The organism is Halobellus marinus, from assembly GCF_032113415.1.
GTDB lineage: Archaea > Halobacteriota > Halobacteria > Halobacteriales > Haloferacaceae > Haloquadratum > Haloquadratum marinus.
The window spans coordinates 258,021-282,241 of record NZ_CP134946.1 but is presented as its reverse complement, the minus strand read 5'-3'; the positions used below and the strand labels follow the sequence as shown (position 1 = coordinate 282,241).

Below are 24,221 nucleotides of genomic sequence, written 5' to 3'. Positions count from 1 at the left end.
AAGTGGGTCGGCGGCGTCGGCTGTCGTACTTAGTTCGTCGGCGTCAGTTTGCCGCAATCAGTTCGTCGGCGTCGCGTTCACCGCCCCCGACTCGTTCGCCCGGGTGCGCACGTACCGCTGCCCGACCATCCCGTCGAGCAGGCTGTCGACCGGCGCCCGGTCGTCCCGGAGGACCGGCACGTCGTCGGTGGGTTCGTCCCGGCGGTAAGACCGCAGGTCCGCCGAGAGGTCGATGCCGATGTCGCGCTTCTCGTTTCGCGCCTGCAGTTGTTCGCGGGTGAGGAGCGTCTCGTCTTTCGTCGCGACGACCTCGATGTTCTGGACGACCGGGCCGCCCGCGGTCGGGAAGCTGTAGACCCGCGGGAAGACCCGTTCCATCGTCTTGTACTCCGCGCGGTAGAACTCCGAGGCGGGGCCGGTCGGCGCGGAGATGATGTTCGCGAGTAACACCCCATCGTCGTCGAGGCGCTCCGCGGCGAGGCGCATAAACTCGACCGTCGTCAACTGGAACGGCACGGTGTCCTTCCGGTAGGCGTCGAGGACGATGACGTCGTAGGTGCGGTTCGTCTCCGCGAGATACTGCCGGCCGCCCCCGACGTGGACATTCATCCGAGGGGAGTCGGGCACCCCGAAGTACTCGTCGGCCGCGTCGACGACGGCGGGATCGAGTTCGACGACATCGACGGTGACGTTCGGATACCGCTCGTGGAAGATCCGTGGGCCGGTGAAGCCGCCGCCGCCGACGAACAGGACGCGGTCGACGTCGTCGGTGAAAAGCAGCGGCGCGTGGAAGTACCGGGTGTACTCGAAGACGTGCCGCGTGGGGTCCTCCCGGTCCATCGCGCTGTGAGGCTGCCCGTCGAGATAGAGCGTCCGCGTGTCGTCGCGATCGACGACGCGCAGTTCCTGATACGCGGTCTGGGTTCCGTAGACGGTGTCGCCGGTGACGCCCGGGCCGACCCCGCCCACTGCTGCAGCAGCCACCAGCGCGACGGTGACCACGCCGACACGGAGCCCCGAATGGCCCCGAAGATCCGGCGCGCCGACGGCGGCCGCAGCTGCGACGGCCGACAGTCCCAGCACGAGGCCTATCTGTGGGACCGAGAGCGTCGGCACCAGCACGTATGTCGTCGCGAACGCGCCGACGATACTCCCGACGGTGCCGACCGCGTAGACGTGACCGGCGGTGGCGCCGACGTCGCCGCCGGCGAGTTCCGCCGCGTAAGGGCTCACGTAGCCGAGCAGGTACGTCGGCGGACCGAAGAGGATCGTGATCGCCGGCAGCGACGCGAACTGGCTCGGCAGCGGGAACACGTCGGTCGACTGGACGACCAGATCGCCGAAGAGGACGACGCCGGCGACGTACAGCGCCGTCACGAGAAAGACGCCCACGAGCCGGCTGTGGGAGGCGTTCGACGCCGCCCGCTTCCCGCCGCGGTGGTAGCCCAGGCTGAGCGCCGCCAGGAAGACGCCGATGATGCCGCCCCAGGTGTAGATGCTGTTACCGAACTCCGGGGCGAGGATGCGCCCGGCCAGGATTTCGAGGCCCATACTCGTGACGCCGGAGACGAAGACGGCGATCTCGGGCCGCGTGGGCAGCCGATCCGGAACCAGCCGCGAGTCCATTGTGCGACTGGACGAGGCCGACCGCCTTCAACGCCGCGGCCGCGGTCGCAGTCGCGATGAGTCACACCGGCGTCCGGATCGAGACGAGAAAGGAGGATATAGGGTGCCGCGGCCGAAAGGGCCGATAGAACCATATGTTCGAGCGAATCTTGTTGCCCACTGACGGGACCAACTCGATGGAGACGGTTATCGAGGCCGCCGCCGACATCGCCGGGCGACGTGACGCCGAGGTGCACATCCTCTACGTCGTCGACGACCGGGCGTTCCTCACGCTACAGGACGAAATGAAGACCGAGGTCCTCTCGGAGCTGAAAGGCGAGGGCGAGGCGGCAACCGACCGTGCCGCGACACGGCTTCGGGAGGCCGGCATCGACGTCGAAACCACGATCCGACAGGGCGATCCGGCCGACCAGATCCTCGCCCACGAGAAGAAACTCGACGCCGACCTGATCACGATGGGCACGCGCCGCGGCGACTACACCAAGAACCTGATGGGGAGCGTCTCCCAGAAAGTCGTCGCTCGAGCGTCGGCGCCCGTGCTGACGGTGAACCTCGCGAGCGACGAGTAACCGACGAGAGCGCTCTCAGTTGGTCGGTGTCGGGCCCTCACTCCTCGGGGTCGAAGTCCAGGGCCGCGGAGTTGATGCAGTACCGCTGCCCGGTCGGTTCGGGGCCGTCGTCGAAGACGTGTCCCAGGTGCCCGCCGCAGTTGCTGCACAGCACCTCAGTGCGGCGCATCCCGTGCCGTGTGTCGGTCTCCGTCTCGATCGCGTCCTCGTTGGCGTCGAAGAAGGAGGGCCACCCAGTTCCGGAGCCGAACTTCGTCTCGCTGTCGAAAAGTGCTGCGCCACAGCCGGCACACCGGAAGGTCCCGTCCTCGTCGACGTCCAGGTACTCGCCGCTGAACTTCGGTTCCGTCCCGCGTTCGCGCAGGATCCGGTACTCCTCGTCGGTGAGTCGCTCTCGCCACTCCGAGTCCGAGTCCGGAAGGTCCTCGATCGTTTCGTCTGACATAGGTGTCCTTCGGGCCGGAGAGATAAGAACTCCCGGCCCGGCCGGGGCGGCAGTTAGCCCGCGTCCCGAGCCGCCACTCCTCGTCCCGCGATCGGATCCCCCACTACTCGTCGCGCGTGAGCAGGGACGGCAGCCGGAGCTTTTCGAGGTCGTCGACGTCGAAGCCGCCGAGCAGCGACGGGCGGTCGACCGCGTCGGGGATCTCCGAGGGGCGTCCCTCCTCCGTCGAGAGCGACTCCGGCGGCGGCGACGGCGAATCGGCGGTCTCGATGAGCGTCTCCCAGGCCGCCTCGTCTGACTCGTGGTGGGGACGGACGTCCTGTACCTTCCGTTTGCCCTCCTGAAAGGCTAAATCGAGGACGCTCCGCTCGTAGGCGCTGGAGGCCAGATCGCGGATCCGCGACCGTTCCTCCGGGTAGCGGTGGCCCAGTTCCGCGGAGATGCCGAGGGCGTACATCCGCCGGATCGCCTCCTCGCCCGAGAGCGACTCCCAGTCGGTGTCGAAGGCGTGTTCGTACATCTCAGAAGTCAACGCGTTTGGTCGGATCGACGACGATCCCCTCGTCGGTGAACCGTAGCGACCGGATGTCACAGTCGATATCGGTGCCGCGCATCTTCACCACCTGAATCCCCCGCCTCATTCCCGTCGCTTCCAGGTAGTTGTGGAAGAAGATCACGCCGTGAGCGAGGTAGTGTTCGTCGGAGTAGGCGCTCGGATCGGTCATCTCGGAGATGAGAAGCGTCGTCGCGCTGCAGCTTTTCAGCGCCGTGAGAAAGCGCGTCATCTCCTCGTCGCCGTCCGCGAAGAGCAGTTCCAGGAGCATCGTCGAATCGATCACCAGCCGATCGATCTCCCGGGTGTTGACGAACGCGACGATCTTGTCCGCGAGACTCTGTGCGCCCGAGTTTCCACTCTGTGAAAACTGATTCAGGAGGCGTTCGCCCTTGTTGCTCGCCAGGTTGACGTAGCGGAACTGCTCGGAGTTGGCGAGGGTCTCGAAGCCGAACTCGAAGTTCGACATATCGTCGACGAGTTCCTCTCGCGATTCGTGCATCGTGACGTACAGACAGTCCTCGCCGTTCCGGAGCCCCTCGGCGACGAACTGCGCTGTGAAGGTCGTCTTGCCGCTTCCCGGCGGCCCCGACAACACGTACAGCCGTCCCGGCAGGAACCCCCCCTGGATCAGATGATCGAAGCCGCTGACCCCACTCGGAATCCGCATACTCGCAACTCACCCGTCTCCGGTTTAACCGTTCCGTCCCGGTTTTCACCGAGCGTAACGCCAGCCGTCGGCCTCGATCCACGACCGGCCGGTCGAAAGCGACTGTCGGAACCCAGCCAGAACGGTGAAGCACGTCGCGTCCGTCGCTCCGTTCGTGACTCAACGAGCCGATCCCTCGGGCCCGTCGGCGACCGACGAGCCGATGCGTGTCGGAATCGTCGGTGCGGGTGCAGCCGGTTCCGGTGCGGCGTACGCCCTCCGTGACGCAGACGCCACGGTGACGATCGTCGAGAAGAGCGGCGGCGTGTGCGGCCGTGCAGCGACTCGTCGGAAGCACGGCTGTCACTACGACCACGGCGCGAACTACCTGAAGGAGGCCGACGACCGGACGGCGTCGTTGCTCTCGTCGCTCGGGACCGACGGCCTGGTCGATATCGAACCGCCGGTCTGGACGTTCGACGGCGCAGGCGACATCACGGCCGGCGACGACCGGGGCGGCCACAAGTGGGCGTGGACTGAAGGAATGACGCAACTGGCCAAACGCCTCCTCGCCCGGACCGACGCGACCGTCCACCGTCGGACCCGGGTCACGGAGATCGCCCGCGACGGCGGTTCGGACACCGACCGGCGCCCCTGGACTCTTGTCGCCGAGGACGGGGAGCGATACGGCCCGTTCGACGTGGTGCTCCTGACACCGCCGGCACCGCAGACGGCCGAGTTGCTCCGTGCGACCGACTGGGCGGACGACCGCCTGGACCGGCTCCGCGACGCCGTCGAGGCTGTTCCGTACCGGACGATCAGAACGGTCGTCCTCCACTACCCGTTCCGGGAGTCGTATCCCTGGTACGGCCTCGTGAACACGGACAAAGCGCACGCAATCGGCTGGCTCTCCCGCGAGGAGTGCAAGGACGGCCACGTGCCGGACGGCGAAAGTCTCCTGATAGTCCAGATGAGCCCGGAGTGGTCGACCGCCCGCTACGACGAGGGGCTCGACGATATTCTCCCCGACGTGACGGAACGCGTGGCGGCGTTGCTCGACGACGATCGATACCGCAATCCCGACTGGGTCGACGACCAGGGCTGGCGCTACGCGCTCCCGGATTCGGGGGTCGAGACCGCCGCTGGGGCCGCGAGCGACGCCGGACTGTACGTGGCTGGTGATTGGGTCGCCGGCGAGGGGCGGGTCGAGCGCGCACTCTGGAACGGCCACGAGACCGGCGAGCGGATCAAAGACGCGAGCCCGTAACCCGGGAGAGTACTCCTCCGAATGCCGTGGAGACAGCCTTTACTACCGTCGACACCAATAACGTGTAGTGTCGCTTACCGTCAGAATCGATCCGCACGTCCATTCGGACGCCTCATACGATGGCACGGACCCCGTCGAGCTCCTGCTGGAGCAGGCCGCCGAGATCGGCCTCGACGCCGTCGTGGTCACCGATCACGACGTCATCCACGAATCCGTCCGCGCCGCGGAGCTGGCGCCGCAGTACGGACTCGTGGGCATTCCGGGCGTCGAGGTCTCGACCGCCGACGGGCACCTGCTGGCGCTCGGGATCGAGGAGATGCCCCCGCGGCGGGCGTCGATGGCCGAGACGGCCGCCTGGGTGCGCGAGCGGGGCGGCACCTCGATCGTACCCCACCCGTTCCAGCGGAGCCGTCACGGCGTCCGGAAGCGGCGACTGCAGGGCGTCGAGCCCGACGCCATCGAGGTGTACAACTCCTGGGCGTTCACTGGCTGGAAGAACCGCCGGGCGCGACGGTACGCGGAGGCGTACGGCTATCCCGGCGTCGCCGGGAGCGACGCGCACAAGGTCGGGTACGTCGGCCGCGCGTACACCGAAATCGGGATCGACGGCGTCTCCCGGGCGGAGCTGACGGCCGACGTGATTCTGTCGGCGATCAGCGACGGCGCGACCCACGTCGAGGGACGACGGACGCCGATCCCGACGTCGGCGCGGCACTACGCCGGTGCCGGGGCGAGAAAGAGCAGTTTCTACGCGAAATACGGGGCCTACCGGAGCGGCGCGCTCGCGAAGATGGGTGCGCTCTCCGCCGCACGAACCCTCTATCGGGTTTCGCCGCTCTCCCAGTGAGCGGGGTTCGCGGGACGGCGTCCGTCGATATCGATCCAGCCGCTGGAGCAGAAGCCGGACTCGACGACGGAAGGATAGAAGACAGGAGCGTGTGAGGAGTCAGACAGCTACACGTAGTCGATACCGTCCCAGGTCGGGCCGCCACCGAGCCACTGGTGGTTCGTCGGGCCGCCGAGGGACTCCTCTTTCCACTCGATCGGCTCCCAGTCGGGCTCGAAGTTGAGGTACCCCGGACCGGCGAAAAGCTCCAGACGGAGTTCGCTCGCGGGGTCTTTCACGTACATACAGTCCGCTCGCGTGATCGCGTGCATCGCCGGCCCGTTGCTGCGGTTGTTGATTTCGAGACCGTACTCGCTGCAGATGTCCGCGGCCGTCCAGAGGTCCTGCAGGCTGTCGAGGTGGAAGGCGACGTGGTGGAACTGCGTGGGGTCCTCGGCGCCCTCCCGGTGGATGGCGATGTCGTGCGGCAGCGGCGTGACCGCGTACCACCAGCCCCAGTACTCGCCGGATTCGGCCTGGTATCGTTCGTTCAGCTGGAAGTTCAGCGTCTCGCGCAGCCACTCGTCGTGTTTGAACGCGTTCTCGCCGGGATCGTTCACGTGGATGTGGTCGATCCGGCGCGGCGCGATGCGGTTGCCGACGGCCTCGCTGTAGACGCGGTTTCCGAGCCCCGACCGCTTGCCCTCGGGGGCGTCGGGCTTCTCGACGTCCCAGTAGAACTCGTAGTTGTGGCCGAACTTGGTGACGCGGATCGCCTCGCCGATGCCGTTCTCCTCACCCGCCTCGACGTAAGTGATTTCCTCGCCGTCGTCTTTCAGTTGCTGTTCGAGTTCGTCCAGCGCCTCGGCGCTCTCGGTTCGGAACGCGAAGTGATCGACGCCCTGCTTCCCGCTTTCGGTGAGACTGAGCGTGTGGTGTTCCCAGTCACGCATTCCGCGAAGATAGGCCGTATCACCGTCGCGTTCGGTGATCTGCATCCCCATCACCTCGTTGAAGAACCACAGCGATTCGTCGAGGTCGGGTGTGTGCGCTGCGACGTGTCCGAGTTTCGCGACAGGGGAGTTTCGTCGTTTCATTGGTTGCTTGCGTCTGCTCTCGTCGGGAGCAATTTTATCAGGCGTGGGTGAAGCACGAAAAAATATTTTCCGGGAAGCCGATTATAGATCGGACCACGATATACGGGGTTTTTTTACGCTGAACGGGGTCGCCGCCGGATCGAGGCCGAACGTTCTTTGGATTCCCCTTCCTCTCGCCGCATAGATGAGCGGCATCCGTGCAGAAATACACATCGGCTCTCCGGCCGACTGCCCGGCCGCCCGGGCGTCGGCGGCAGCGGGCGGGGAGGCCTCGGCGGTGTCGAAATCCGTGCCACGGGACGCCGAGGAACCCATTACCGAGGAGTTCACCCTCAGTGCGGAGGCACCGGCGGAGTCGGTCGAGGCGTCCGTCGACACGGATCTCCGCGAAGTGTTCGCCTCCGGTGAGGGGCGCGTCTACCGGTTCGAGCGTTCACAAACGCGCACGTGTCTCTGTGAGTGCATCGAGCAGTACGACTGTCCGGTCCGGGACGTCTACTCCCGGGACGGCGAACTCACGATCTCGTTTTACGCCCCCGACGTCGACACCCTGCAGTCGGTGGTCGCACAGCTCGACGAGCGGTGGTCGGACGTCGCCGTCCATCGGCTCATCCGATCAGACCACGAGGAAAACGGCCAGGACCTCGTCTTGGTCGATCGGAGCGAACTCACCGATCGCCAGCGGGAAGTACTCCGGACGGCCCACGAGATGGGGTACTTCGAGCATCCCAAGCGCGCAAACGCCGGCGAGGTCGCTGCGGAACTCGGAATCGACCCCTCGACGTTCACCGAGCATCTCGCCGCCGCGCAGGGAAAACTGCTCTCGACGATTCTCGACACCTGAAGCGAAACGTTACTGTCCGGATTCCGACCCGGCGCTCACGAGTTCGTCGTAGCGTGCCCCCGTCTGTTTCAGCGTCTCCGTCGAGTAGAGCCGCTCGTGCTCGAAGGGGAGGTATTCGTCGGCGAGTTCGTCGATCTTGTCGTCGACGGCCGCGCCCTCGCGGCCGTGGATCATCGTGAAGAGGTTGTACGGCCATTCCTGGTTGGGGCGCCGCGGCCGGTGGTAACAGAGGGTCACGTAGGGCAGTTCGCCGACCGCCTCCCCGCGGGCGTCGAGTTCCTCGTCGGGGACGTCCCAGACCACCATACAGTTCGCGTCGAAGCCGGTGACGATGTGGTTGACCACACAGCCCACGCGCTTGATACAGCCGTCCGCGAGTAGCCGTTCGACGGCCTCGACGACCGCGTCGACGTCGGCGTCGATCGCGTCGGCGACGTCGCGGTACGGCGTCGCCGTGAGCGGAAAGCCCTCCTGAATCTCCACGAGTAGCGCGGCCTCCAGTTCCGAGAGCCCGCCGACGGCGTCCTCAGAGATTCGGGTCGCAGACGCGTCCGTGCCGTCGAAACCATCGCCTCCTGCGGTCGCGCTCGCCGCGTCGTCGGTGGCCGGAGGCTCCGAGGGTCCGTCGCCTCCCACGTGCGTCTCGCGCGCGAAGGAGTCGTCGTTGACGACGGGGAACTCCAGATCGATGTAGTAGTCCGTTCGCATCGGGAGATTCAGCACCGAACAGCCGGTTTTCGATTCGATCTCCGCGAGGATCGAATCGCGCTTCTCGCGGGAGGCGGCGGTGACGACGAACCACATATTCCACTCGTGGTCGCGGCGGTAGTTGTGGTTCACCTGCCGGTAGCCGTTGATGATCTCGGCGATCTCCGCGAAGCGATCCTCCGGCGCGGCGACGGCCGCGAGCGTCGAACTGCCGATGACCGGCGGATTCAACACCGCGCCGAAGCGGCGGAAGATACCCCGCTCGCGGAGCCGGCGGACCCGATCGAGTGCCTCGTCCTCGTCGATCCCGAGGTCGTCGGCGACGACACGGAACGGCCGCTCGACGACGGGAAAGCCGCTCTGGTACTCGTCGACGAGCGCGGCGTCGACGTCGTCGAGGTCGGCGCGCCAGTCGTCTTCCAGCGTACTCATTACCCGTCTTTTGGACCGGACGAACCTACCTATTTCGGCCTCGTGCCGCGGGGAGACCCAGCACCTACTGAGAGCCAACAGTTTGAGAATCAGGCGGGCCACTTTTGACGATCCGCCACCAACGGGTCGTTATATGGCGCAAGCGCCGGAGACTGCCGAATTCGGGGAGTGGCCGCTGAAACGACTGATGACCGAAGTCGTCGGGTCGGGCGTCAAGTCCGCCGAGGATATGACGCGCGAGCAGGCGACGGACGCGATGCAGCGAATTCTCGCGGGCGAACCCGACCCCACGACCCTCGGTGCCTTCTGGATCGCCAACCGCTGGAAGCACAACGTCGCCGAGGAACTCGCCGCCTACGCCGATGTGATCGCCGAGGACGTCGTCTCAGCCGAACCCGACGCCGATCCGGTCGACTGCGGCGCGAACTACGACGGCAAGGGCGACACCGCGATTCTCGGCGCCGCGGCGGGCATCGTCGCCGCGGGTGCGGGCACGCCTGTCGTCGTCCACTCCGGGGACCGGGTCCCGACGCAGAAACAGGACGCGTACAAGCACGTGCTCGACGAACTCGGGGTCCGTACCGAGATCGAACCGACCGAGAGCGCCGCGATGGTCGACGAGACCGGGTTCGGATTCTACTACCAGCCGGAGTTCGCGCCGCACGTCCACGACCTGTGGGACCGCCGCGACCAGGTCGGCGTTCGGACGTTCCTCAACACCGTCGAGACGATCGCGAACCCCGCGAACGCAGACGTCCACCTGGGCTCGTTCTACCATCTCGCCTTCGCGAAGAAGATCGTCGAGACCTTCGAGAAAATGGAGTCTGACGACCCCCGCCGGGTCGTGATGTTCCAGGGGATGGAGGGGTACGACGACATCCGCCCGGGCTACACGAAGGTCGGCGAGTTCACCGACGGCGAGTTCACCGACTACGAGATCGAGACGCCCGAGTACGGGATGGACTTCGAGTACGAGGACCTGGAAGTCGATCCCGACGACGTCGCCGGCGACTCCGCACGGCTCACCGAGGAGATCGTCGCGGGCGAGCGCGACGACCACTTCGCCGACGCGGTCGCGGTCAACGCCGCGTTCCGGATCTACGCCCGCGAGGACGCCCAGACGCTCGACGAGGGGCTCGAACTGGCCCGCGAGAGCATCGACTCCGGGGCTGCGGCCGCCGTCCTCGAAGATCTCCGCGCGTTCTGAAGGGCGCATTCTGGGGGCACATTCCCTCACCATCTGTCGGCCGTCGGGGGGACCGGCGTCATTCGCCAGCCACCGACAGCCAACAGTATATATACGATCCCGACCCAGGAGTGGGTATGTCCGAACTCGATCTGTACGACGAGGCGCGCGCGAACCTCGACCCCGCAGAGGGCGAGGTCACGACCGCGGAACTGGTGGTCACAGACGACGTGCTCGTGAAGGCGTTCGCGCTCGGCCCGGGTGCCGAACTCGACCCCCACGAACACGGAGAGAGCACGAACGTCTTCCACATCCTCGAAGGCGAGGTCGTCGTCGTTCGCGAGGACGAGGAAGAACTCGTTGCGGCGCCGGGTGTCGTCCGCCACGACCGCGGTGTCGAACACGGCGCGCGCAACGAGTCCGACGACGTCGCCCTCTTCACCGCGAGCCTCTGCCCGCTCCCCTAATCACGAGACTGCACCCGGGTGTTGGAGCGCGCCGGCGAAGCGCCGCTTCCGACACCGGGTCCGATTGCCACGGTCGAAATCCCCAACCGCCCGCTCCCGGTAGCGGATAGTGATGAGACGCGCCCGCGTCGCGGCCGGCGGCCGACTCCACTTCGGCTTCCAGAACCTGAGTCTGGCACACGAGCGCCTCTACGGCAGCCTCGGAGTCGCCCTCGACGAGCCCCGAACCGTCGTCGTCGCCGAGCCTGCGGATAGTGTCGAGTGTCGCGATACGACCGGAGGAGGACCCATAGCCGCGATCCCCCAGTACACCGAACGTGTGGTCGAGATTCTCGACGTTCCGGGTGCCGCGGTTCGCGTCGAATCGGCGCTCCCGCGGCACGTCGGTCTCGGCAGCGGGACGAAACTCGCGCTGTCGCTCCTCGAAGCGATCGGCCGCGCGTACGGCCGCGATCCGGACATCCGACGGCTTGCGCCGGAACTCGGTCGGGGCGGGCGGTCGGGTGTCGGCGTCGGGACCTTCCGCCGCGGCGGGTTCGTCGTCGACGGCGGTCACCCGTCGGCACGGTTTACGCCCGATCGGCCGGCTGACGGCGCGTGGGAGGTGCCAGCGGTCAGCGTCCGGCGGGCGATACCGGACGAGTGGCGGTTTCTGCTCGTCGTGCCCGACGTCGAACCGGGACGCAACGGCGACGACGAGGACGGGAGCATCCGCGCGGTAATCCAGCAGGCAGACCCGGGGGTCGCCGACCGGATCGCGGGCGAGGTGACCCGCCGACTACTGCCGGCAGTCGCCGAAGAGGACGCAGTGCGCTTCGGTGCGGCGGTCGAGACCATCGGGCGCCTGAACGGGCAGTGGTACACGGACGAGCAGGGCGGCGTCTACCGGTCGCCGGTCGATCGCGTCGTGGACGCACTCGGCGATCACCCCGCGTGCTACGGTGTCGGCCAGTCCTCTTGGGGTCCGTGCGTATACGCCGTCACCGACCGCGACCGTGCGGCGGCGGCCCGCGACGCCGGAGAGTCCGCGCTCGACGCCGCGGGCCTGGACGGCGAGGTGCGTGTCGTCGCCGGCCGCAACGACGGCGCTACAGTTGATCTCACCGGGATTTCGGCGGGAGATACGGGTCGGAGCGCCCGAAACGATTAACGGCGCCGGAGGCGACGCTTCGGTATGGATCGCATCCCGTTTGGCGTCTCCCGCTTCGACGGCGTCGTCGACGGCGGCGCCCCACCCGGGACAGTAGTGCTCCTCGTCGGCGAACCCGGCGCCGGCGCGAGGGAGTTTATGTACACGAGCGTGACGATGAACGCGGTCGCTCACACCGACCGGGAGCTTTTCGACCTCCACTACGGCGACCTCCACGAGGACGCCACGCTCCCGCCGGAGGTCCATTACCTCTCGTTCACCGACGACGAGTCGAACATCCGCCGGGAGATCTCCTACGTGCTGGAGGACGACCTCGTCTCCGCGGCGGTCGACCGCGTCACGGTCCGCGACTTCTCCCCCGAGTATTTCCAGCTGAGCCCGGTCCCGCGGCAGTGGTATATGGGCAAGACGACCGCCCTCCGCGATCTGAGCGGCACGGAGGGCCGCACGGACGTCCTGACGGCACTCGGACAGTATCTCAACCGCCACGCGGCGGGGAACCTCGTCGCCATCGATTCGATCACGGATCTCGTGGCGGGCATCTCCGACGAGATGACGTGGAACGACATCGCGATGCTGGTTCGGGGACTCGCGAAGGCTGCACACGGCTGGGGTGGGCTCATCCTCGCGTACGTCAGCCGGGCGACGCTCGAACCCACCCAGCTGGGCCATCTGATGGACGCCGCCGACGGGACCCTCACCTTCGAGTGGGAGTCCGGGGGCTCGAAGCGCGCCCGGACGATGGTCGTCCAGGAGTTCCAGGGCGTGCTCTCGCAGATCGAACGCGAGAACATCGTCCGCTTCGAGACGGAGATCCACGAGGGCGGATTCGACGTGAGTGACGTGCGGAAGATCCGCTGAAGCGGGGAGAGGCGTCTCTGACCCCGCGTGCTTCACTCCTCGACGACGTCGATGCCGCGGATCTCGAACCGCGCGCCCCCGTCGGTCCCGTCGGTCGCGTGGATATCCCATCCGTGGGCCTCGGCGCACTGCTTGGCGATCGACAGCCCGAACCCCGTGCCATCGTCCGTCGTCGAGTAGCCGTACTCGAAGACGCGGTCGCGATCCTCGGCCGGGATTCCGGGTCCGTCGTCCTCGACGTAGAACCCGGGCTCGTCCGAAAGGAGACCGACCGTCACCGTCGTTTCCTCACCTCCGTGTTCGACGGCGTCCCCCTGAGCGTCGGAAGGAGGGTCCGTCGAACCGTCTTCGCCGGCGTCCCCCTGAGCGTCCGAAAGGGGGCTCGTCGACCCGTGTTCGACGGCGTTACCGAGGAGGTTCTCCAGCAACTGCCTGAGTTGCGTCTCGTCGGCACGGATCGTGACGTCTCCTGTGACATCGAGCGTCGCCCCGGTCGTATCGACGTTGTTCCAGGTCTGCTCGACGAACGGCGCCAGATCGATCGAGACCAACTCGACGGCCGTTTCGCGGTCGCGAGCGAGCGTCAGGAGGTCCTCGATCAGCGTCTCCATCCGCTCGTGAGCGCGGGCGACCCGGTCGAGGTCGTCGCTGTCGCAGGACTCCCGGAAGAGTTCCAGCCCGCCTTTTGCCACGCTCAGCGGATTGCGGAGGTCGTGAGACACGACGCTCGCGAACTCCTGTAACCGGGCGTTCTGTCGGGTCAGTTCCCGCTCACGCTCGCGGAGCCGGCCGGTCCGCTGGACCTGTTCGAGCGCGGCTGCGAGCGTCACCGAGAGGAGTTCGCCGAGCACCACATCAGCTTCGTCGAAGGCATCGGGCGTCGACGACCCGGCGATCAGGATTCCGTGCTCGCCGAGCGGGAGGTGCAGTTCGCTCCGAATCGGCGTCTCCGGATTATACTGGTCTTCGTCCGTTCGGATGTCGTCGATGGCGGTCGGCTCGCCCTGCTCGAACACGCGCCACGCGATGCTCTCGTCGCCGGTGAACGTCGGCACTTCCCCGATCAGATCGAAGACCTCATCGGTGGCGGCGATCGGAACCAACGCCCCGTCCTCGTGGAGATGGATCGCGTTCGCATCGAGGCCCAGCACTGATGCCGCCGCCTCGACGCCGATCTCGGCGACCTCCTCGCGGGTTTCTGCCGCCATCAGCTCACGTGCCGTTCCGTTGAGCGCTTCGAGCCGCTCGGCGCGTTCCGTGCGGTCCGTGACGTCGTAGTACACCCACAGGTGGCCTTTGCCTTCCGGCAGTTCGATCGGGCGGTAGTTCCGTTCGAGCGTGCGCCCGTCGTCGAACACCACCTCGTCGTTCCAGACGGGTTCTCCACCTCTGATGCGGCGATTGATCTCCGAAACGAACCCCTCCGGATCTTCGAGGCGGTCGCTCACCTCCCACGCGAACGCCTCGCAGTCGGCGCCGGTCATCTCCTCGGGAGATCCGGACAACTCGAACAGCTCGAGCAGCCGCTCGTTGATCCGCAGTACGGAGCGGGTTTCGTCTTCCACCAGGATGCCGACCGGAAGCGTCTCGAAGAGCGACGTGCGCACGGCGCTCGATCGACGGAGCTCCGCCTGCCGACGCCGTTCCTCGGTCACGTCCTCGAACTGCGAGAAGATGGTGATGACCTCGCCGTCCTCGTCGGTGACGACGTGGTTGTGCCACACGCAGAGCCGCCGTTCGCCGTCATTCCGGACGATTTCGTTGACGCTGTGGTAGCCGCCCTGATCCGCCAGCAGTTGCCGCTCTACCTCGGCGACGTGGCGCTTTTCTTCCTCGGGGACGATCGGCAGCCACGTCCCGCCGACGAGTTCGTCGACGTCGTAGCCGGTGATCTCCGTTGCGGCCTCGTTTACCCGCACGATCTCGAACGACTCGTCGTACTCGATGGTGCCCAGCGGCGACTGCTCGATGAACTTCGAGAGCCGCTTTTGGCTCTCGGCCAGCGCCCGCCGAGAGCGGTGCTGTTCGACGGCGTTTTTGATCCGGTTCGCCAGGACGGTGTACTGGTCTGTCCCGGTCTCCTTCTGGAGGTAGTCGGTTACGCCGGCGGAAATGGCGTCGCTTGCGACTTCCTCGGAGCCCTTGCCGGTGAAGAGCACGAACGGGATCTCCGGATCGAGGTTTCGGATCCGTTCGAGTAGTTCGACCCCGTTCATCTCGGGCATCTCGTAGTCGCTGACGACGCAGTCGAAGGCGGTCGATTCGAACCGGCCGAGTGCCTCACTCGGACTCGTGGCGGTCTCCACAGCGAACGATTCGTCGATCCGCGTCAGAAACGAGGCGGTCAGATCGACGAACGCGGGATCGTCGTCGAGGTGCAGGACCCGGATCTCGTCGGCGAACTCCGCAGAGAGATCCCCGATCCCCGTCTCGGCCATACTCCGTGTAGAGAAACGTGATAAAAATACCTTCGCACCGGTGCAAGCGAGGGCCGTAGCTCTTTGGCCCTCGCGTTCGATTGTCGGGTATGCTCACGGCGCTCCGTCGGCTGGGACTCGAAGTCGCGGATCTCGATTCGGCCCGCGCGTTTTACGAGGAACGCTTGGGACTTGCTCCACAGACAGGCGACGGCGACGCGGCGTCGACAGATACCGGGGCGGAGGCCGCCGACTATGCGGTCGGAGCGACGACGCTCCGCCTCCGTCGGCCGACCGATCGACCGCGCGGCGGGGTTCACACCCATTACGCGTTCGCGACGACCCCGGCGGCCTACAGCCGATGGGTGCAGCGACTGGCCGATCTCGACCCCGTCGAGTTCTCTTTCGGCACAACCGACTCCCTGTACGTCGACGATCCCGCGGGCCACTGCGTGGAGATCGGGAGCGTTGATCGCAGCGGTGCGGGAGCGCACGAACACGGCGGGAGCGACGGAACCGGAGAGGGCGACGACCCAGCCACCGGAGCGGCACCCCCACTCACGGGAATCTTCGAGGTGGTGCTGGAGGTGATCGATCTCGCGGCCGCCGAGGAGCGCTACCGACGGCTCGGCTTCGAGGTCGTCGACCGCGGCGACGAACGGCGGCGGGTCCGGCTCTCGGGGCCGGTCGATCTCGAACTGTGGGAGCCGCAACTGGGAATCGCCGACGGCCGCGGCGGGCTCCACGTGGACCTGGCGTTCGAGACCACCAACCCCGACGCGGCGGTCGAGGCGGGCGCGCCCTGGCGGACGGGGCCGTACCCCGTCGACGGCGGTCTCCGGGTGGTTGACGACGACGGCCACGTGTTGACGTTTCTCCGGCCGGGGCAGTAGTAGAGAGAACTCCCGCTCCCTGATGGACGGTCCGCCTCGCGGACGACCACGGCGTAACAGCCGCTCCGACAGCGGTAAAAGCCGTGACGCGGTAGGGGAGTCAAATGAGTCAGGAAGCGGCCGGGGAAGGTCGCGTCCGCGTGGTCGGGACGGCACACGTCTCCGAGGAGAGCGTCCGCGAGGTCGAGGAGACGATCGAGGCCGAGCGTCCCGACGTCGTCGCCGTCGAACTCGACGAGGGGCGGTACCGCCAATTAAAAGGCGGCGAGCCGGACGACATCGAGCCCGGTGACCTCCTCAGCGGCAACACGGTATTTCAGTTCATCGCCTACTGGATGCTGTCGTACGTGCAGGCGCGCCTGGGCGACCGGTTCGACGTAACGCCCGGTGCGGATATGCTCGCCGCCGTCGAGACCGCCGAGGACCTCGGCATCGACGTCGCGCTCGTGGACCGCGACATCAACGAGACGATGCGGCGGTTCTGGTCGCGGATGAGCTTCGTCGAGAAACTGCAGATGATCGGCGGCCTGGCGTTCGGCATCGGCGACAGTCGGGGTGTCGGCCTCGCCGGCGGAGTCATCCTCGGCGTGTTACTCGGCCCGCTCGTGGCGATCTTCGGCGGGAGCGTCGGGCTGGGTCTTCCCCTCCTCTCGCGGATTACGGGCGGCGTCGTCGTCGCCGTCGGCGTCGCCGCCGCGATCTGGGTCTTCGGCTCCTCGGTACTTTCGACGGAGGATCGGCTGCTCGCAGCGCTCGCGGCCGGGATTGCGATCGGCGGGATCGGCGGCGTCGGCTTCGGACTCGCGGCACCGGTCGTCGACGCGCTGGGCGATTTCACCGTCCGCGTCGTGGGGAGTATGGCGGTCGGGATCGTCGGCGGCCTGTTCGTCGGTGGCGTCATCGGCCAGTTCGCGGCGGTATTCGGGGCCGCGGAGGTCGACGACGTCGAAGAGCTCGACATGTCGCGGATGACCGACACCGACGTCGTGACCGCGATGATGGAGGAGTTCCGGCAGTTCTCGCCCGGTGGCGCAGCGGCGCTCATCGACGAACGGGACGCGTTCATCGCGTACAAACTGGTCGCGCTCCGGCAGTCAGGCGCAGACGTGCTGGCGATCGTCGGCGCGGGCCACCGCGAGGGGATCGAACGCTATCTGGAGCACCCCGAGGAACTCCCGCCGATGGCCTCGCTGACGGGAACGGACGGCGGCGGGATCCCGTGGGGGAAGGTCGTCGGCACTGCCATCTCGGTGGTGGTGATCGGCTTCTTCGTGCTCCTGGCGCTGTCGTCGGCCGGCGACGACACCCTGCTCCGACTGTTCGGCGCGTGGTTCCTCGTCAACGGGCTGTTCGCCGCGGGGCTGGCGAAGGCCGCGGGCGCGCGGTGGTCCTCCTCGATCGTCGGCGGCGCGGTGGCGTGGATGACGTCGATCAATCCGTTTCTGGCACCAGGCTGGTTCGCGGGCTATATGGAACTCCGGCACGATCCGGTGAACATCTCCGACATCAGCACGCTCAACGACCTCCTGGCCGACGAGGAGAAGCCGATCGGCGACCTCGTCGAGGAGATGTTTTCGGTGCCGCTGTTCCGCCTCATCATCGTCGTCGCCGCGACGAACATCGGGAGCATCGTCGCCTCGGCGCTGTTCGTCGCGTACCTGCTGCCGCTTTTCGCCCTCGATCTCGGCGGGGCGGCCGGCGTGACGCGACTGCTCTTCGAGGGCGCACGGAACGGCTGGGAGATCCTCTGGGGGTCGGTGGCGTAATGGACGTCGCCAACCTCTCGTTTAGCTCCCGGGAAATCCGGGATCTCGCCGCCGCGTGGATCGCTCTCGGCGTCGCGTTCGCGCTCTTCTTCGCCGGCGGGGGCCAGCGCGCGGTGCTCGGTATCCTCGAAGGGGGAATCGTCGGCCCCGTGCTCGTCAGCCTGCTGTCAGCGGGCGTCGGCTTTCTTTTCCACGAAATCGCCCACAAGGTCGTCGCCGTTCGGTTCGGGCAGGTCGCGGAGTTCCGCGCCGACTACGGAATGCTGTTTCTCGCGGTGGTGAGCGCCCTCGCCGGGTTCATCTTCGCGGCTCCCGGCGCTGTCCACCACCGGGGACGGCTGACCGCGCGCGAACACGGCCTCATCGCGCTGGCCGGTCCGGCGACGAACGCCGTGCTCGCGGCGATCTTCCTGCCGGTGTTTCTGATCGGCACCACGGTCGGTGCCGAATTCCTGGCGCTCGTCGGGTCACGCGGGCTCATAATCAACCTCTTCCTGGCGGCGTTCAATATGCTCCCGTTCGGCCCGCTCGACGGGAAGACCGTGCTCGGCTGGAGTAAATCCGTCTTCGTGGCGTTCTTCGTGCCCGCGATACTTCTCACTGCGGGCGCCTTTGTCGTCGGGTTCGGCTTCTAGGGCGGAGCCGTCGTTCGTCGGACGTTGAGAGAACGCAAGGCCGTTACGACCGTTCGTTCACGCCAGCTACGGGGAGGGATCGTAGTCGTGGCCGAGGACGAACGCGAGGGCGTTGATCGCGACGAGGGCGACAAAGAGGAACAGCTCTCCGCCGGTCAGCCCGCCCAAAAGCAGCGGGAAGTACGTGAAGGGGAGGACGATCGCAGCCCAGAAGCTCACGACTGTGAGACCCTGGAGGCTCGTTCTGACTGCGGTGTTTGCGACGCTAAAGCCGCGACGGAGGGAGTCACGTTCGAGGGAGGACTCGAGGGAGCGGGGGACACTTGACATCTGTTTCGCCTCACTACCCCATAGGAGAGACAACCACATATAATGCCCAGAGCGTTCAGTCGTTTCGTGACGGTTTATCGGGGGTTATAGACTTTTTACCGATGTTTTAATACTCTCTCTGAACGGCCGATAAAGTTTAAAACGTCTTCTAAAACTGTAACTCGGATTCGGTGAGCTATCGGCCCCTGCTGGCCACCAGTTTCGAATCCGCGGTCGTCGGTCCCCGGAGACGCGGGCGGCAAGACGTCGTCGACGCTGTGAGGCGTAGACGCTCGGCACCGATCCCCGATCGACCGCCTCGCGTCCGAGACCGGACGTATTTTCTCCCTCGGCCGCGGGAATTCGGATATGACCGAGGAGGCGGTTGACGGCGGCACAGGATCCGACGGGGAAGAACTGACCTACGCCGAGGCGGGTGTCGACATCGAAGCGAGTGAGGCGGCGACGGCGGCGCTGATCGGCGCGGTCGGCGAGAGCGAGGGCGATTACGCCGGCCTGCTCGATATCGGCGACCGCTATCTCGCGCTCGCGACCGACGGCGTCGGGACGAAACTGCTCGTCGCGGAGGCGCTCTCCGACTACTCGACGGTCGGGATCGACTGCATCGCGATGAACGCAAACGACCTCGTCGCCGCCGGCGTCCGTCCGGTCGCGTTCGTCGACTACCTCGCTGTGGACGAACCCGACGAGACGTTTTCCGAGCAGATCGGCGAGGGGCTCCGCGCCGGCGCCGACGAAGCCGACCTCGAACTCGTCGGCGGCGAGACGGCTGTGATGCCGGAGGTGATCAAGGGGCTCGATCTGGCGGGGACCTGCGCCGGCCTGGCCGCGAAGGACGCTATCTTCGCTGGCGAGGCCGAACCGGGCGACGCGCTGGTCGGCTTCCCCTCCTCGGGGATCCACTCGAACGGCCTGACGCTCGCGCGGACCGCGGTCACGCGCGACTACGAGTACACCGATCCCTGTCCGTTCGGCGAGTACGACACGCTCGGCGCGGCGCTGCTCGAACCGACGCGGCTCTATACCCACCTACTCGATCCGATGCGGGAACACGACGTCAGGGCCGCCGCCCACGTCACCGGTGGCGGCTGGACGAACCTCGAACGGCTGGGCAATCACCGCTACGTCGTCGACGACGCTTTCGCTCCGCAGCCGGTTTTCGAGTTCGTCCAGTCGGAGGGGAACGTCTCCGACGAGGAGATGCACCGGACGTTCAATATGGGTACGGGCTTCGTCTGTGCGCTCGCTCCCGACGACGCAGAAGCGCTGGCCGACGCGACCGACGGCCGCGTGATCGGTCGCGTCGAGGCGGGAGAAGGAGTCTCGATCCGCGGACTGGAACTCTGAGTGCGGCGGTGAAGTCCCTCGGAGTCAAGCCCCGAGGCCTCGCCTTATTTCTTCTGTCGACGGCGCCGCTACAGGTGGGCGGCGACGTCGGCTTCGGTGATGATCCCGATCGTCTCGCCGCCTTCGACCACGAGCACGGCCGAGTGGTGATCCAGCGCCGCGTCGATCTCTTCGAGCGTTGCCGACCGCTCGACGGTCGTGACGGATTCGCGCATCACGTCGGCGACCGGCAGCGTGCCGACGTCTTCGCCCTCCTGGGCGTGCCGGATGTCGCTGTTGGAGATGAGGCCGACCGGCCGGCCGTCGCGGATGACGGGCAACTGCGAGAACCCCTCATCGAGCATCACGTCCCGCGCGAAGCGGACCGAATCGTCTGGCGCGACGCTCACGACGTTCTCGTTCATCAGGTCGTCGGCGCGAACGATGCCGCCCTCGGCTTCCTCGAGGGCGTTGACGATTCGCCGAAGCGTGGACAGCCGTGGGTCGACGTCGCCGCCCTCGATCCGCGCGATGAGCGGCTGGGAGACGCCGGCTGTCTCTGCGAGGGTGCTCTGGGTCAGGTCTAACTCCGTGCGACGCTGCCGCAGATCCTCCGGGGTCGGGAGCTCCATACTGCTAATTACCCGAAGTTATACGAAAGTGTTTCGGGCGCGTCCCGCTCGCGGGGTCACTCGTCGGAGTAGACCCGGGTGTCGTCCTCGTCCTCCTCGTCGGCCTCGGTCTCGATCACTTCGATCACGGAGAGCGGGACGTCCCGAAGCGCGCCGCCGACTTCGCTTTTCGCAATGCGGGAGGCGTGTTCCTCGCTGTCGGCGTTGAACACGTCGATCTCTAAGACGAGACCGACCAGGGCCGTGTTGGCGGCGATGAACGCCGAGTCGAACGGCTCTCCGCAGGCGGGACACGGCGTCGCCCCCACTTCGACCTCGACGTACTCCTTGTTCTTGTCGTTCAGTCGCTTGCCGGCCTCGCTGACAGCGACGCCGATCGCGTCGTCGATGTCCTCGACGTCGCGGACCAGCCACGCGGCCTCCATCGCGACGAGATAGTTGCTCATACGCTCTCGACGTGCCGTGGGGTTTCGTGTCTTGTGGTTTGCGCGTGTCGGAGATGGATACAGTCGGTTTGCGTCAGCTCGGCGTGACGAAGTGCTCGCCACAGGTGCTTCCGGGGGAATCGCCAGACGTCCGTTCGGGAGGGTCGCCGAGCGCGTACGCCACGTCGATACTGCTCATAACTTATGCGAACGAGCGGTGCAAATGACTGCGCTCTTACGACACCAATCGACCCAGTCGACTTCGGTGGTCGTCGGACCGGACCAGCAAGTAGAACCGCATCACAGCGTCGACGCTATTCCGATCGACGGCCGGAAAGAGTTATATACTCCCGTCGCTCCTGACCGAGCAAGCCGATGATGAATGACCTGCACCGGGGCGCGGCCTTCCTGCTGTACCAGACGACGCTGCTTTTCGGTATCCTGGCGATGCCGATCGCGCTGTTCGCGCGACGACTGGGGCTGACGCTCCCGGTCCGCACGCTGATCGAGACCGCCGAACGGACCTACGAACGCACGGACGGCCACCGCCGTCACCGCTGACTGGACGCCGACGCTTTTTCCGCGGGGTCGACGGACCCGTAGTCCCCTGTCTAGGAATGGAAGACACCGATACGGGCAACCCCGGAGGGAAGGGTGGCATTTATCTGCGGCGGGCAACTACCCCAGGTAATGCGTACCCCCACGAGCGACGACGCCTCGGGACGTCTCGATCCGCTGAACGGCGAGCACGCTGACGTGTTCTCGCCAGAACTCGGCGAGTTCACCAACGCGGAACACCGTGCAGAGCAGATGAGCGACAAGGAGACGAAGACCGGGACGACCACCGTCGGGCTGAAAACGTCCGAGGGGGTCGTCCTCGCGACGGACATGCGCGCCAGCCTCGGACGGATGGTGTCCTCGAAGAACGTCCAGAAGGTCGAGGAGATCCACCCCAGGGGCGCACTGACCATCGCGGGGTCGGTCTCGGCCGCCCAGTCCCTTATCAGTTCCATCCGCGCTGAGGTCCGTCTCTACGAGGCCCGACGCGGCGAGGATATGAGTATGCAGGCGCTGTCGACGCTCCTCGGGAACTTCCTGCGGTCGGGCGCGTTCTTCATCGTCCAGCCGATCCTCGGCGGCGTCGACGAAGAAGGACCTCATATCTACAGCATCGATCCCGCCGGCTCGATCCTCGAAGAGGAGTACACCGTCACCGGGTCGGGCAGCCAGTACGCTCTCGGTGTCCTCGAACAGGAGTACGACGAGGAACTGTCGATCGAGGAGGCAAAGAGCGTCGCCGCCCACGCGATCGACAGCGCCGTCGAGCGCGACCTCGCGTCCGGCAACGGGATGAACGTCTGTGTCGTCACCGAGGAAGGCGTCGAGATCACCCAGCACAAGGACTTCGAGGAGCTCCTGTAAAGCGCGCCGCTGCGGTTGAGCGCGGTCGATTTCTCCCGAACAGTCGGAATCGCGGCACGAACCGTACCGGGACGTGGCCGAACCCCTGTTTTCAGAGCCAGTCCGTAAACGATCCGTCCAGAAGCGTCTCCCGCTGATTCCGCACGTAGTCGCGCTGCATCTCCCAGACGGCGTCCTCGAAGGCCGCGCCGTCGGCGAGGTACTCTCTGACGCGGGCGATCTTCCAGTCGGCCGGCGTCGTCCCCCGTTCCACCCGCGCTCTGAGCGGTTCGACGTGCCGCTCGGCCTCCGATTCCGAACACCCGGCGGCCGTGAGCCCGTCGATCGCGTGTGCGAAGATGTCCTCGTACACTCGCTCCGTCTCGACGGTCTCGGCGCCGTCGTTGCAGATCCACCGCTGGCCGCTGTCGAGGCCGCCCCGCATCGCGGCGTAGAAGTTCTCGCGGGCGGTCGACCACTGCTGGTCGGTCGCGGGGTGCTGGCGGCGCGGGAGGCTCTCCATCAACCCGGCGAAGGTAGCCTGGAACGCGAGCGAGTCCCGAACGGTCGGCTGTGCGGCGATCGGCCGGAACTCGATACGGGCGTTCGCCGACGAGCGGGACGCGCCGTCGAACACCGGACGCACCCAGCGCCAGTAGGTGCCGTGCTTGCGGCGGAGGGTCGCGAACTCGTCGTCGAAGCGGTTCCCCGTCGGGACCGGCATCGGGACGACCGTGGCGTCGCCGGCGACCCGGTCGACGGCCTCCTCGACGCTGTCGAGGTCCTGCGGGAAGCGCACCTTCTCGACGCCGTCGTTGTTGAGTACCGACTCGAAGACCAGGATCCGGTTCTCGGCGTAGCCGTCCGCGAGAATCTTTCCGGCCCCGACGTCGTCGTAGAGGTCCGGCGGGAAAAACGGGGAGTTCGTCGCCAGCGCCAGAAGCGGCCCGGCGACCCGGAGCGCGTAGTTGAAGTACGTCGGGAGGTCGGCGGCGTGAGCCACCTGGTAGTGCGGCTGGATCGAGGTGATGAGCGACTCGGGCATCACCGTATCGGCCGAGAGTGAGACGTTGGGCGCGTCGATGGTCATCTCCTCCGGCGCGGCGGGACCGTTCGCCATCGCGTGATACCGCTCGGAGCCGCTCATATTCGTCGCGATCCGGACGCCCTCGGCCTCGACGCTGTCGGTCAGGTAACCGCTGGCAGTCTCGGCGGCCGGGGGAATCGTCCACATCCCGTCGCTCACCAGCCGGATTCCCTCGGCGCTCGTACATTCCTGCGCCGCCGCGAGGCGGGCGCGGACCTCCGACGCCTGGGCCCGCAGGCCGTCGGGGTTCAGCGGCTGTGGGTTGGTCGTCATCTCGGCGTTGTGGAGGCCCAGTTCCTTCTCGAAACCGATGAGTTCCAGGAGCCGCCGCGGTACACGCATCAGCGCATAGATACCCGCGTCGTCGGACGCTTCCCACCGGCCGTCGGCGACGGCGTAGAACTCGTACTCGAGTCCCACGATCGACTGGTGGTTGTCGAACGTCCCCTCGTGGAGTTCGGACTTCACCATATCGGCCTCCGTCCGCGCTTTTGCCTCGAACTCCTCAACGTCGACAGCGAGTGCGTCCCGGACCGACGCCGCCAGGTCCTCGGTCATAGCCAATCGTGGGCAATCGGAAGTCTTCAATCCCGCGCTTCGTGCACTAGGAGTCACTTCCCCGGACGGAG

At 66.6% G+C, this 24,221-nt stretch carries 25 protein-coding genes; 14 read left to right on the top strand and 11 right to left on the bottom strand.

Going from position 1 to position 24,221, the window contains the following annotated elements:
- Nucleotides 1–57: 57 nt before the first annotated feature.
- Nucleotides 58–1,626 (bottom strand): spermidine synthase, encoded by a 1,569-nt coding sequence (locus RJT37_RS01390; protein WP_313687170.1) that lies wholly within the window; start codon nucleotides 1,624–1,626, stop codon nucleotides 58–60.
- Between the two features lie 134 nt (nucleotides 1,627–1,760).
- On the opposite strand from RJT37_RS01390, the gene RJT37_RS01385 reads away from it, so the two are divergent.
- On the top strand, nucleotides 1,761–2,195 hold the full coding sequence (locus tag RJT37_RS01385; RefSeq protein WP_313687168.1) for a universal stress protein: 435 nt from the start codon (nucleotides 1,761–1,763) through the stop codon (nucleotides 2,193–2,195).
- A 37-nt stretch (nucleotides 2,196–2,232) separates the two neighbouring features.
- On the opposite strand, the gene msrB is transcribed toward RJT37_RS01385, so the two are convergent.
- The 3 genes from msrB to RJT37_RS01370 form a co-directional block, all read right to left on the bottom strand.
- Nucleotides 2,233–2,640: a peptide-methionine (R)-S-oxide reductase MsrB gene (gene msrB, locus RJT37_RS01380; protein ID WP_313687166.1), complete on the bottom strand. Its 408-nt coding sequence runs from the start codon at nucleotides 2,638–2,640 to the stop codon at nucleotides 2,233–2,235.
- 103 nt (nucleotides 2,641–2,743) lie between these two features.
- Nucleotides 2,744–3,160 carry a DUF8057 family protein gene (locus RJT37_RS01375; protein WP_313687165.1) on the bottom strand — a complete coding sequence of 139 codons (417 nt, stop codon included), beginning with the start codon at nucleotides 3,158–3,160 and terminating at the stop codon, nucleotides 2,744–2,746.
- Between the two features lies 1 nt (nucleotide 3,161).
- Nucleotides 3,162–3,863 carry an RAD55 family ATPase gene (locus RJT37_RS01370; RefSeq protein ID WP_313687164.1) on the bottom strand — a complete coding sequence of 234 codons (702 nt, stop codon included), beginning with the start codon at nucleotides 3,861–3,863 and terminating at the stop codon, nucleotides 3,162–3,164.
- 202 nt (nucleotides 3,864–4,065) lie between these two features.
- Between RJT37_RS01370 and RJT37_RS01365 the strand changes: the two genes are divergently transcribed.
- Both RJT37_RS01365 and RJT37_RS01360 read left to right on the top strand, forming a co-directional pair.
- Complete coding sequence (locus RJT37_RS01365; RefSeq protein ID WP_313690048.1) at nucleotides 4,066–5,109, top strand: NAD(P)/FAD-dependent oxidoreductase; 1,044 nt, start codon at nucleotides 4,066–4,068, stop codon at nucleotides 5,107–5,109.
- A gap of 67 nt (nucleotides 5,110–5,176) precedes the next feature.
- Nucleotides 5,177–5,956: a CehA/McbA family metallohydrolase gene (locus tag RJT37_RS01360; RefSeq protein WP_313687162.1), complete on the top strand. Its 780-nt coding sequence runs from the start codon at nucleotides 5,177–5,179 to the stop codon at nucleotides 5,954–5,956.
- 107 nt (nucleotides 5,957–6,063) lie between these two features.
- Here the strand turns inward: RJT37_RS01360 and RJT37_RS01355 are convergent, their stop codons facing one another.
- The gene (locus RJT37_RS01355; RefSeq protein ID WP_313687161.1) at nucleotides 6,064–7,032 is read right to left on the bottom strand and encodes a VOC family protein; all 969 of its coding nucleotides are present in this window, start codon (nucleotides 7,030–7,032) and stop codon (nucleotides 6,064–6,066) included.
- Between the two features lie 184 nt (nucleotides 7,033–7,216).
- On the opposite strand from RJT37_RS01355, the gene RJT37_RS01350 reads away from it, so the two are divergent.
- Complete coding sequence (locus RJT37_RS01350; protein ID WP_313687160.1) at nucleotides 7,217–7,876, top strand: helix-turn-helix domain-containing protein; 660 nt, start codon at nucleotides 7,217–7,219, stop codon at nucleotides 7,874–7,876.
- Between the two features lie 9 nt (nucleotides 7,877–7,885).
- Here RJT37_RS01350 and ahbB read toward each other — a convergent pair whose 3' ends face one another.
- Nucleotides 7,886–9,016, bottom strand: a complete 1,131-nt coding sequence (ahbB, locus tag RJT37_RS01345) for a siroheme decarboxylase subunit beta (protein ID WP_313687158.1) — start codon at nucleotides 9,014–9,016, stop codon at nucleotides 7,886–7,888.
- Nucleotides 9,017–9,149: 133 nt separating this feature from the next.
- Between ahbB and RJT37_RS01340 the strand changes: the two genes are divergently transcribed.
- The 4 genes from RJT37_RS01340 (at nucleotide 9,150) to RJT37_RS01325 (ending at nucleotide 12,680) form a co-directional block, all read left to right on the top strand.
- Nucleotides 9,150–10,223: an anthranilate phosphoribosyltransferase gene (locus tag RJT37_RS01340; RefSeq protein WP_313687156.1), complete on the top strand. Its 1,074-nt coding sequence runs from the start codon at nucleotides 9,150–9,152 to the stop codon at nucleotides 10,221–10,223.
- A gap of 116 nt (nucleotides 10,224–10,339) precedes the next feature.
- Nucleotides 10,340–10,669: a cupin domain-containing protein gene (locus RJT37_RS01335; protein ID WP_313687155.1), complete on the top strand. Its 330-nt coding sequence runs from the start codon at nucleotides 10,340–10,342 to the stop codon at nucleotides 10,667–10,669.
- 112 nt (nucleotides 10,670–10,781) lie between these two features.
- Nucleotides 10,782–11,819, top strand: coding sequence for a beta-ribofuranosylaminobenzene 5'-phosphate synthase family protein (locus RJT37_RS01330; protein WP_313687153.1), 1,038 nt, complete (start codon nucleotides 10,782–10,784; stop codon nucleotides 11,817–11,819).
- A 24-nt stretch (nucleotides 11,820–11,843) separates the two neighbouring features.
- Nucleotides 11,844–12,680: an RAD55 family ATPase gene (locus RJT37_RS01325; protein WP_313687151.1), complete on the top strand. Its 837-nt coding sequence runs from the start codon at nucleotides 11,844–11,846 to the stop codon at nucleotides 12,678–12,680.
- A gap of 32 nt (nucleotides 12,681–12,712) precedes the next feature.
- Here the strand turns inward: RJT37_RS01325 and RJT37_RS01320 are convergent, their stop codons facing one another.
- Complete coding sequence (locus RJT37_RS01320) at nucleotides 12,713–15,118, bottom strand: hybrid sensor histidine kinase/response regulator (protein WP_313687150.1); 2,406 nt, start codon at nucleotides 15,116–15,118, stop codon at nucleotides 12,713–12,715.
- Nucleotides 15,119–15,207: 89 nt separating this feature from the next.
- Between RJT37_RS01320 and RJT37_RS01315 the strand changes: the two genes are divergently transcribed.
- From RJT37_RS01315 to RJT37_RS01305, 3 genes are all read left to right on the top strand, one after another.
- Complete coding sequence (locus tag RJT37_RS01315) at nucleotides 15,208–15,990, top strand: VOC family protein (RefSeq protein WP_313687149.1); 783 nt, start codon at nucleotides 15,208–15,210, stop codon at nucleotides 15,988–15,990.
- A gap of 104 nt (nucleotides 15,991–16,094) precedes the next feature.
- On the top strand, nucleotides 16,095–17,756 hold the full coding sequence (locus RJT37_RS01310; protein WP_313687148.1) for a TraB/GumN family protein: 1,662 nt from the start codon (nucleotides 16,095–16,097) through the stop codon (nucleotides 17,754–17,756).
- Nucleotides 17,756–18,391 carry a zinc metalloprotease gene (locus RJT37_RS01305; protein WP_313687146.1) on the top strand — a complete coding sequence of 212 codons (636 nt, stop codon included), beginning with the start codon at nucleotides 17,756–17,758 and terminating at the stop codon, nucleotides 18,389–18,391. Before RJT37_RS01310 ends, RJT37_RS01305 begins: the two co-directional genes overlap by 1 nt.
- A 66-nt stretch (nucleotides 18,392–18,457) precedes the next feature.
- Here the strand turns inward: RJT37_RS01305 and RJT37_RS01300 are convergent, their stop codons facing one another.
- On the bottom strand, nucleotides 18,458–18,721 hold the full coding sequence (locus tag RJT37_RS01300; protein ID WP_311171936.1) for a DUF8028 family protein: 264 nt from the start codon (nucleotides 18,719–18,721) through the stop codon (nucleotides 18,458–18,460).
- Nucleotides 18,722–19,069: 348 nt separating this feature from the next.
- Between RJT37_RS01300 and purM the strand changes: the two genes are divergently transcribed.
- Nucleotides 19,070–20,068: a phosphoribosylformylglycinamidine cyclo-ligase gene (gene purM / locus RJT37_RS01295; RefSeq protein WP_313687144.1), complete on the top strand. Its 999-nt coding sequence runs from the start codon at nucleotides 19,070–19,072 to the stop codon at nucleotides 20,066–20,068.
- 68 nt (nucleotides 20,069–20,136) lie between these two features.
- Here purM and RJT37_RS01290 read toward each other — a convergent pair whose 3' ends face one another.
- Together RJT37_RS01290 and RJT37_RS01285 are read right to left on the bottom strand one after the other, a co-directional pair.
- Nucleotides 20,137–20,679 carry a CBS domain-containing protein gene (locus tag RJT37_RS01290; RefSeq protein ID WP_311171938.1) on the bottom strand — a complete coding sequence of 181 codons (543 nt, stop codon included), beginning with the start codon at nucleotides 20,677–20,679 and terminating at the stop codon, nucleotides 20,137–20,139.
- 56 nt (nucleotides 20,680–20,735) lie between these two features.
- Nucleotides 20,736–21,125, bottom strand: coding sequence for a DUF555 domain-containing protein (locus tag RJT37_RS01285; protein WP_313687142.1), 390 nt, complete (start codon nucleotides 21,123–21,125; stop codon nucleotides 20,736–20,738).
- A 357-nt stretch (nucleotides 21,126–21,482) separates the two neighbouring features.
- Here RJT37_RS01285 and RJT37_RS01280 point away from each other — a divergent pair, with 357 nt between their 5' ends.
- Both RJT37_RS01280 and psmB read left to right on the top strand, forming a co-directional pair.
- Nucleotides 21,483–21,665 (top strand): hypothetical protein, encoded by a 183-nt coding sequence (locus tag RJT37_RS01280; RefSeq protein ID WP_313687140.1) that lies wholly within the window; start codon nucleotides 21,483–21,485, stop codon nucleotides 21,663–21,665.
- A 129-nt stretch (nucleotides 21,666–21,794) separates the two neighbouring features.
- Complete coding sequence (psmB, locus tag RJT37_RS01275; protein ID WP_313687138.1) at nucleotides 21,795–22,526, top strand: archaeal proteasome endopeptidase complex subunit beta; 732 nt, start codon at nucleotides 21,795–21,797, stop codon at nucleotides 22,524–22,526.
- 91 nt (nucleotides 22,527–22,617) lie between these two features.
- Here psmB and RJT37_RS01270 read toward each other — a convergent pair whose 3' ends face one another.
- The gene (locus RJT37_RS01270) at nucleotides 22,618–24,150 is read right to left on the bottom strand and encodes a glutamate-cysteine ligase family protein (protein ID WP_313687136.1); all 1,533 of its coding nucleotides are present in this window, start codon (nucleotides 24,148–24,150) and stop codon (nucleotides 22,618–22,620) included.
- Nucleotides 24,151–24,221 lie beyond the last annotated feature (71 nt).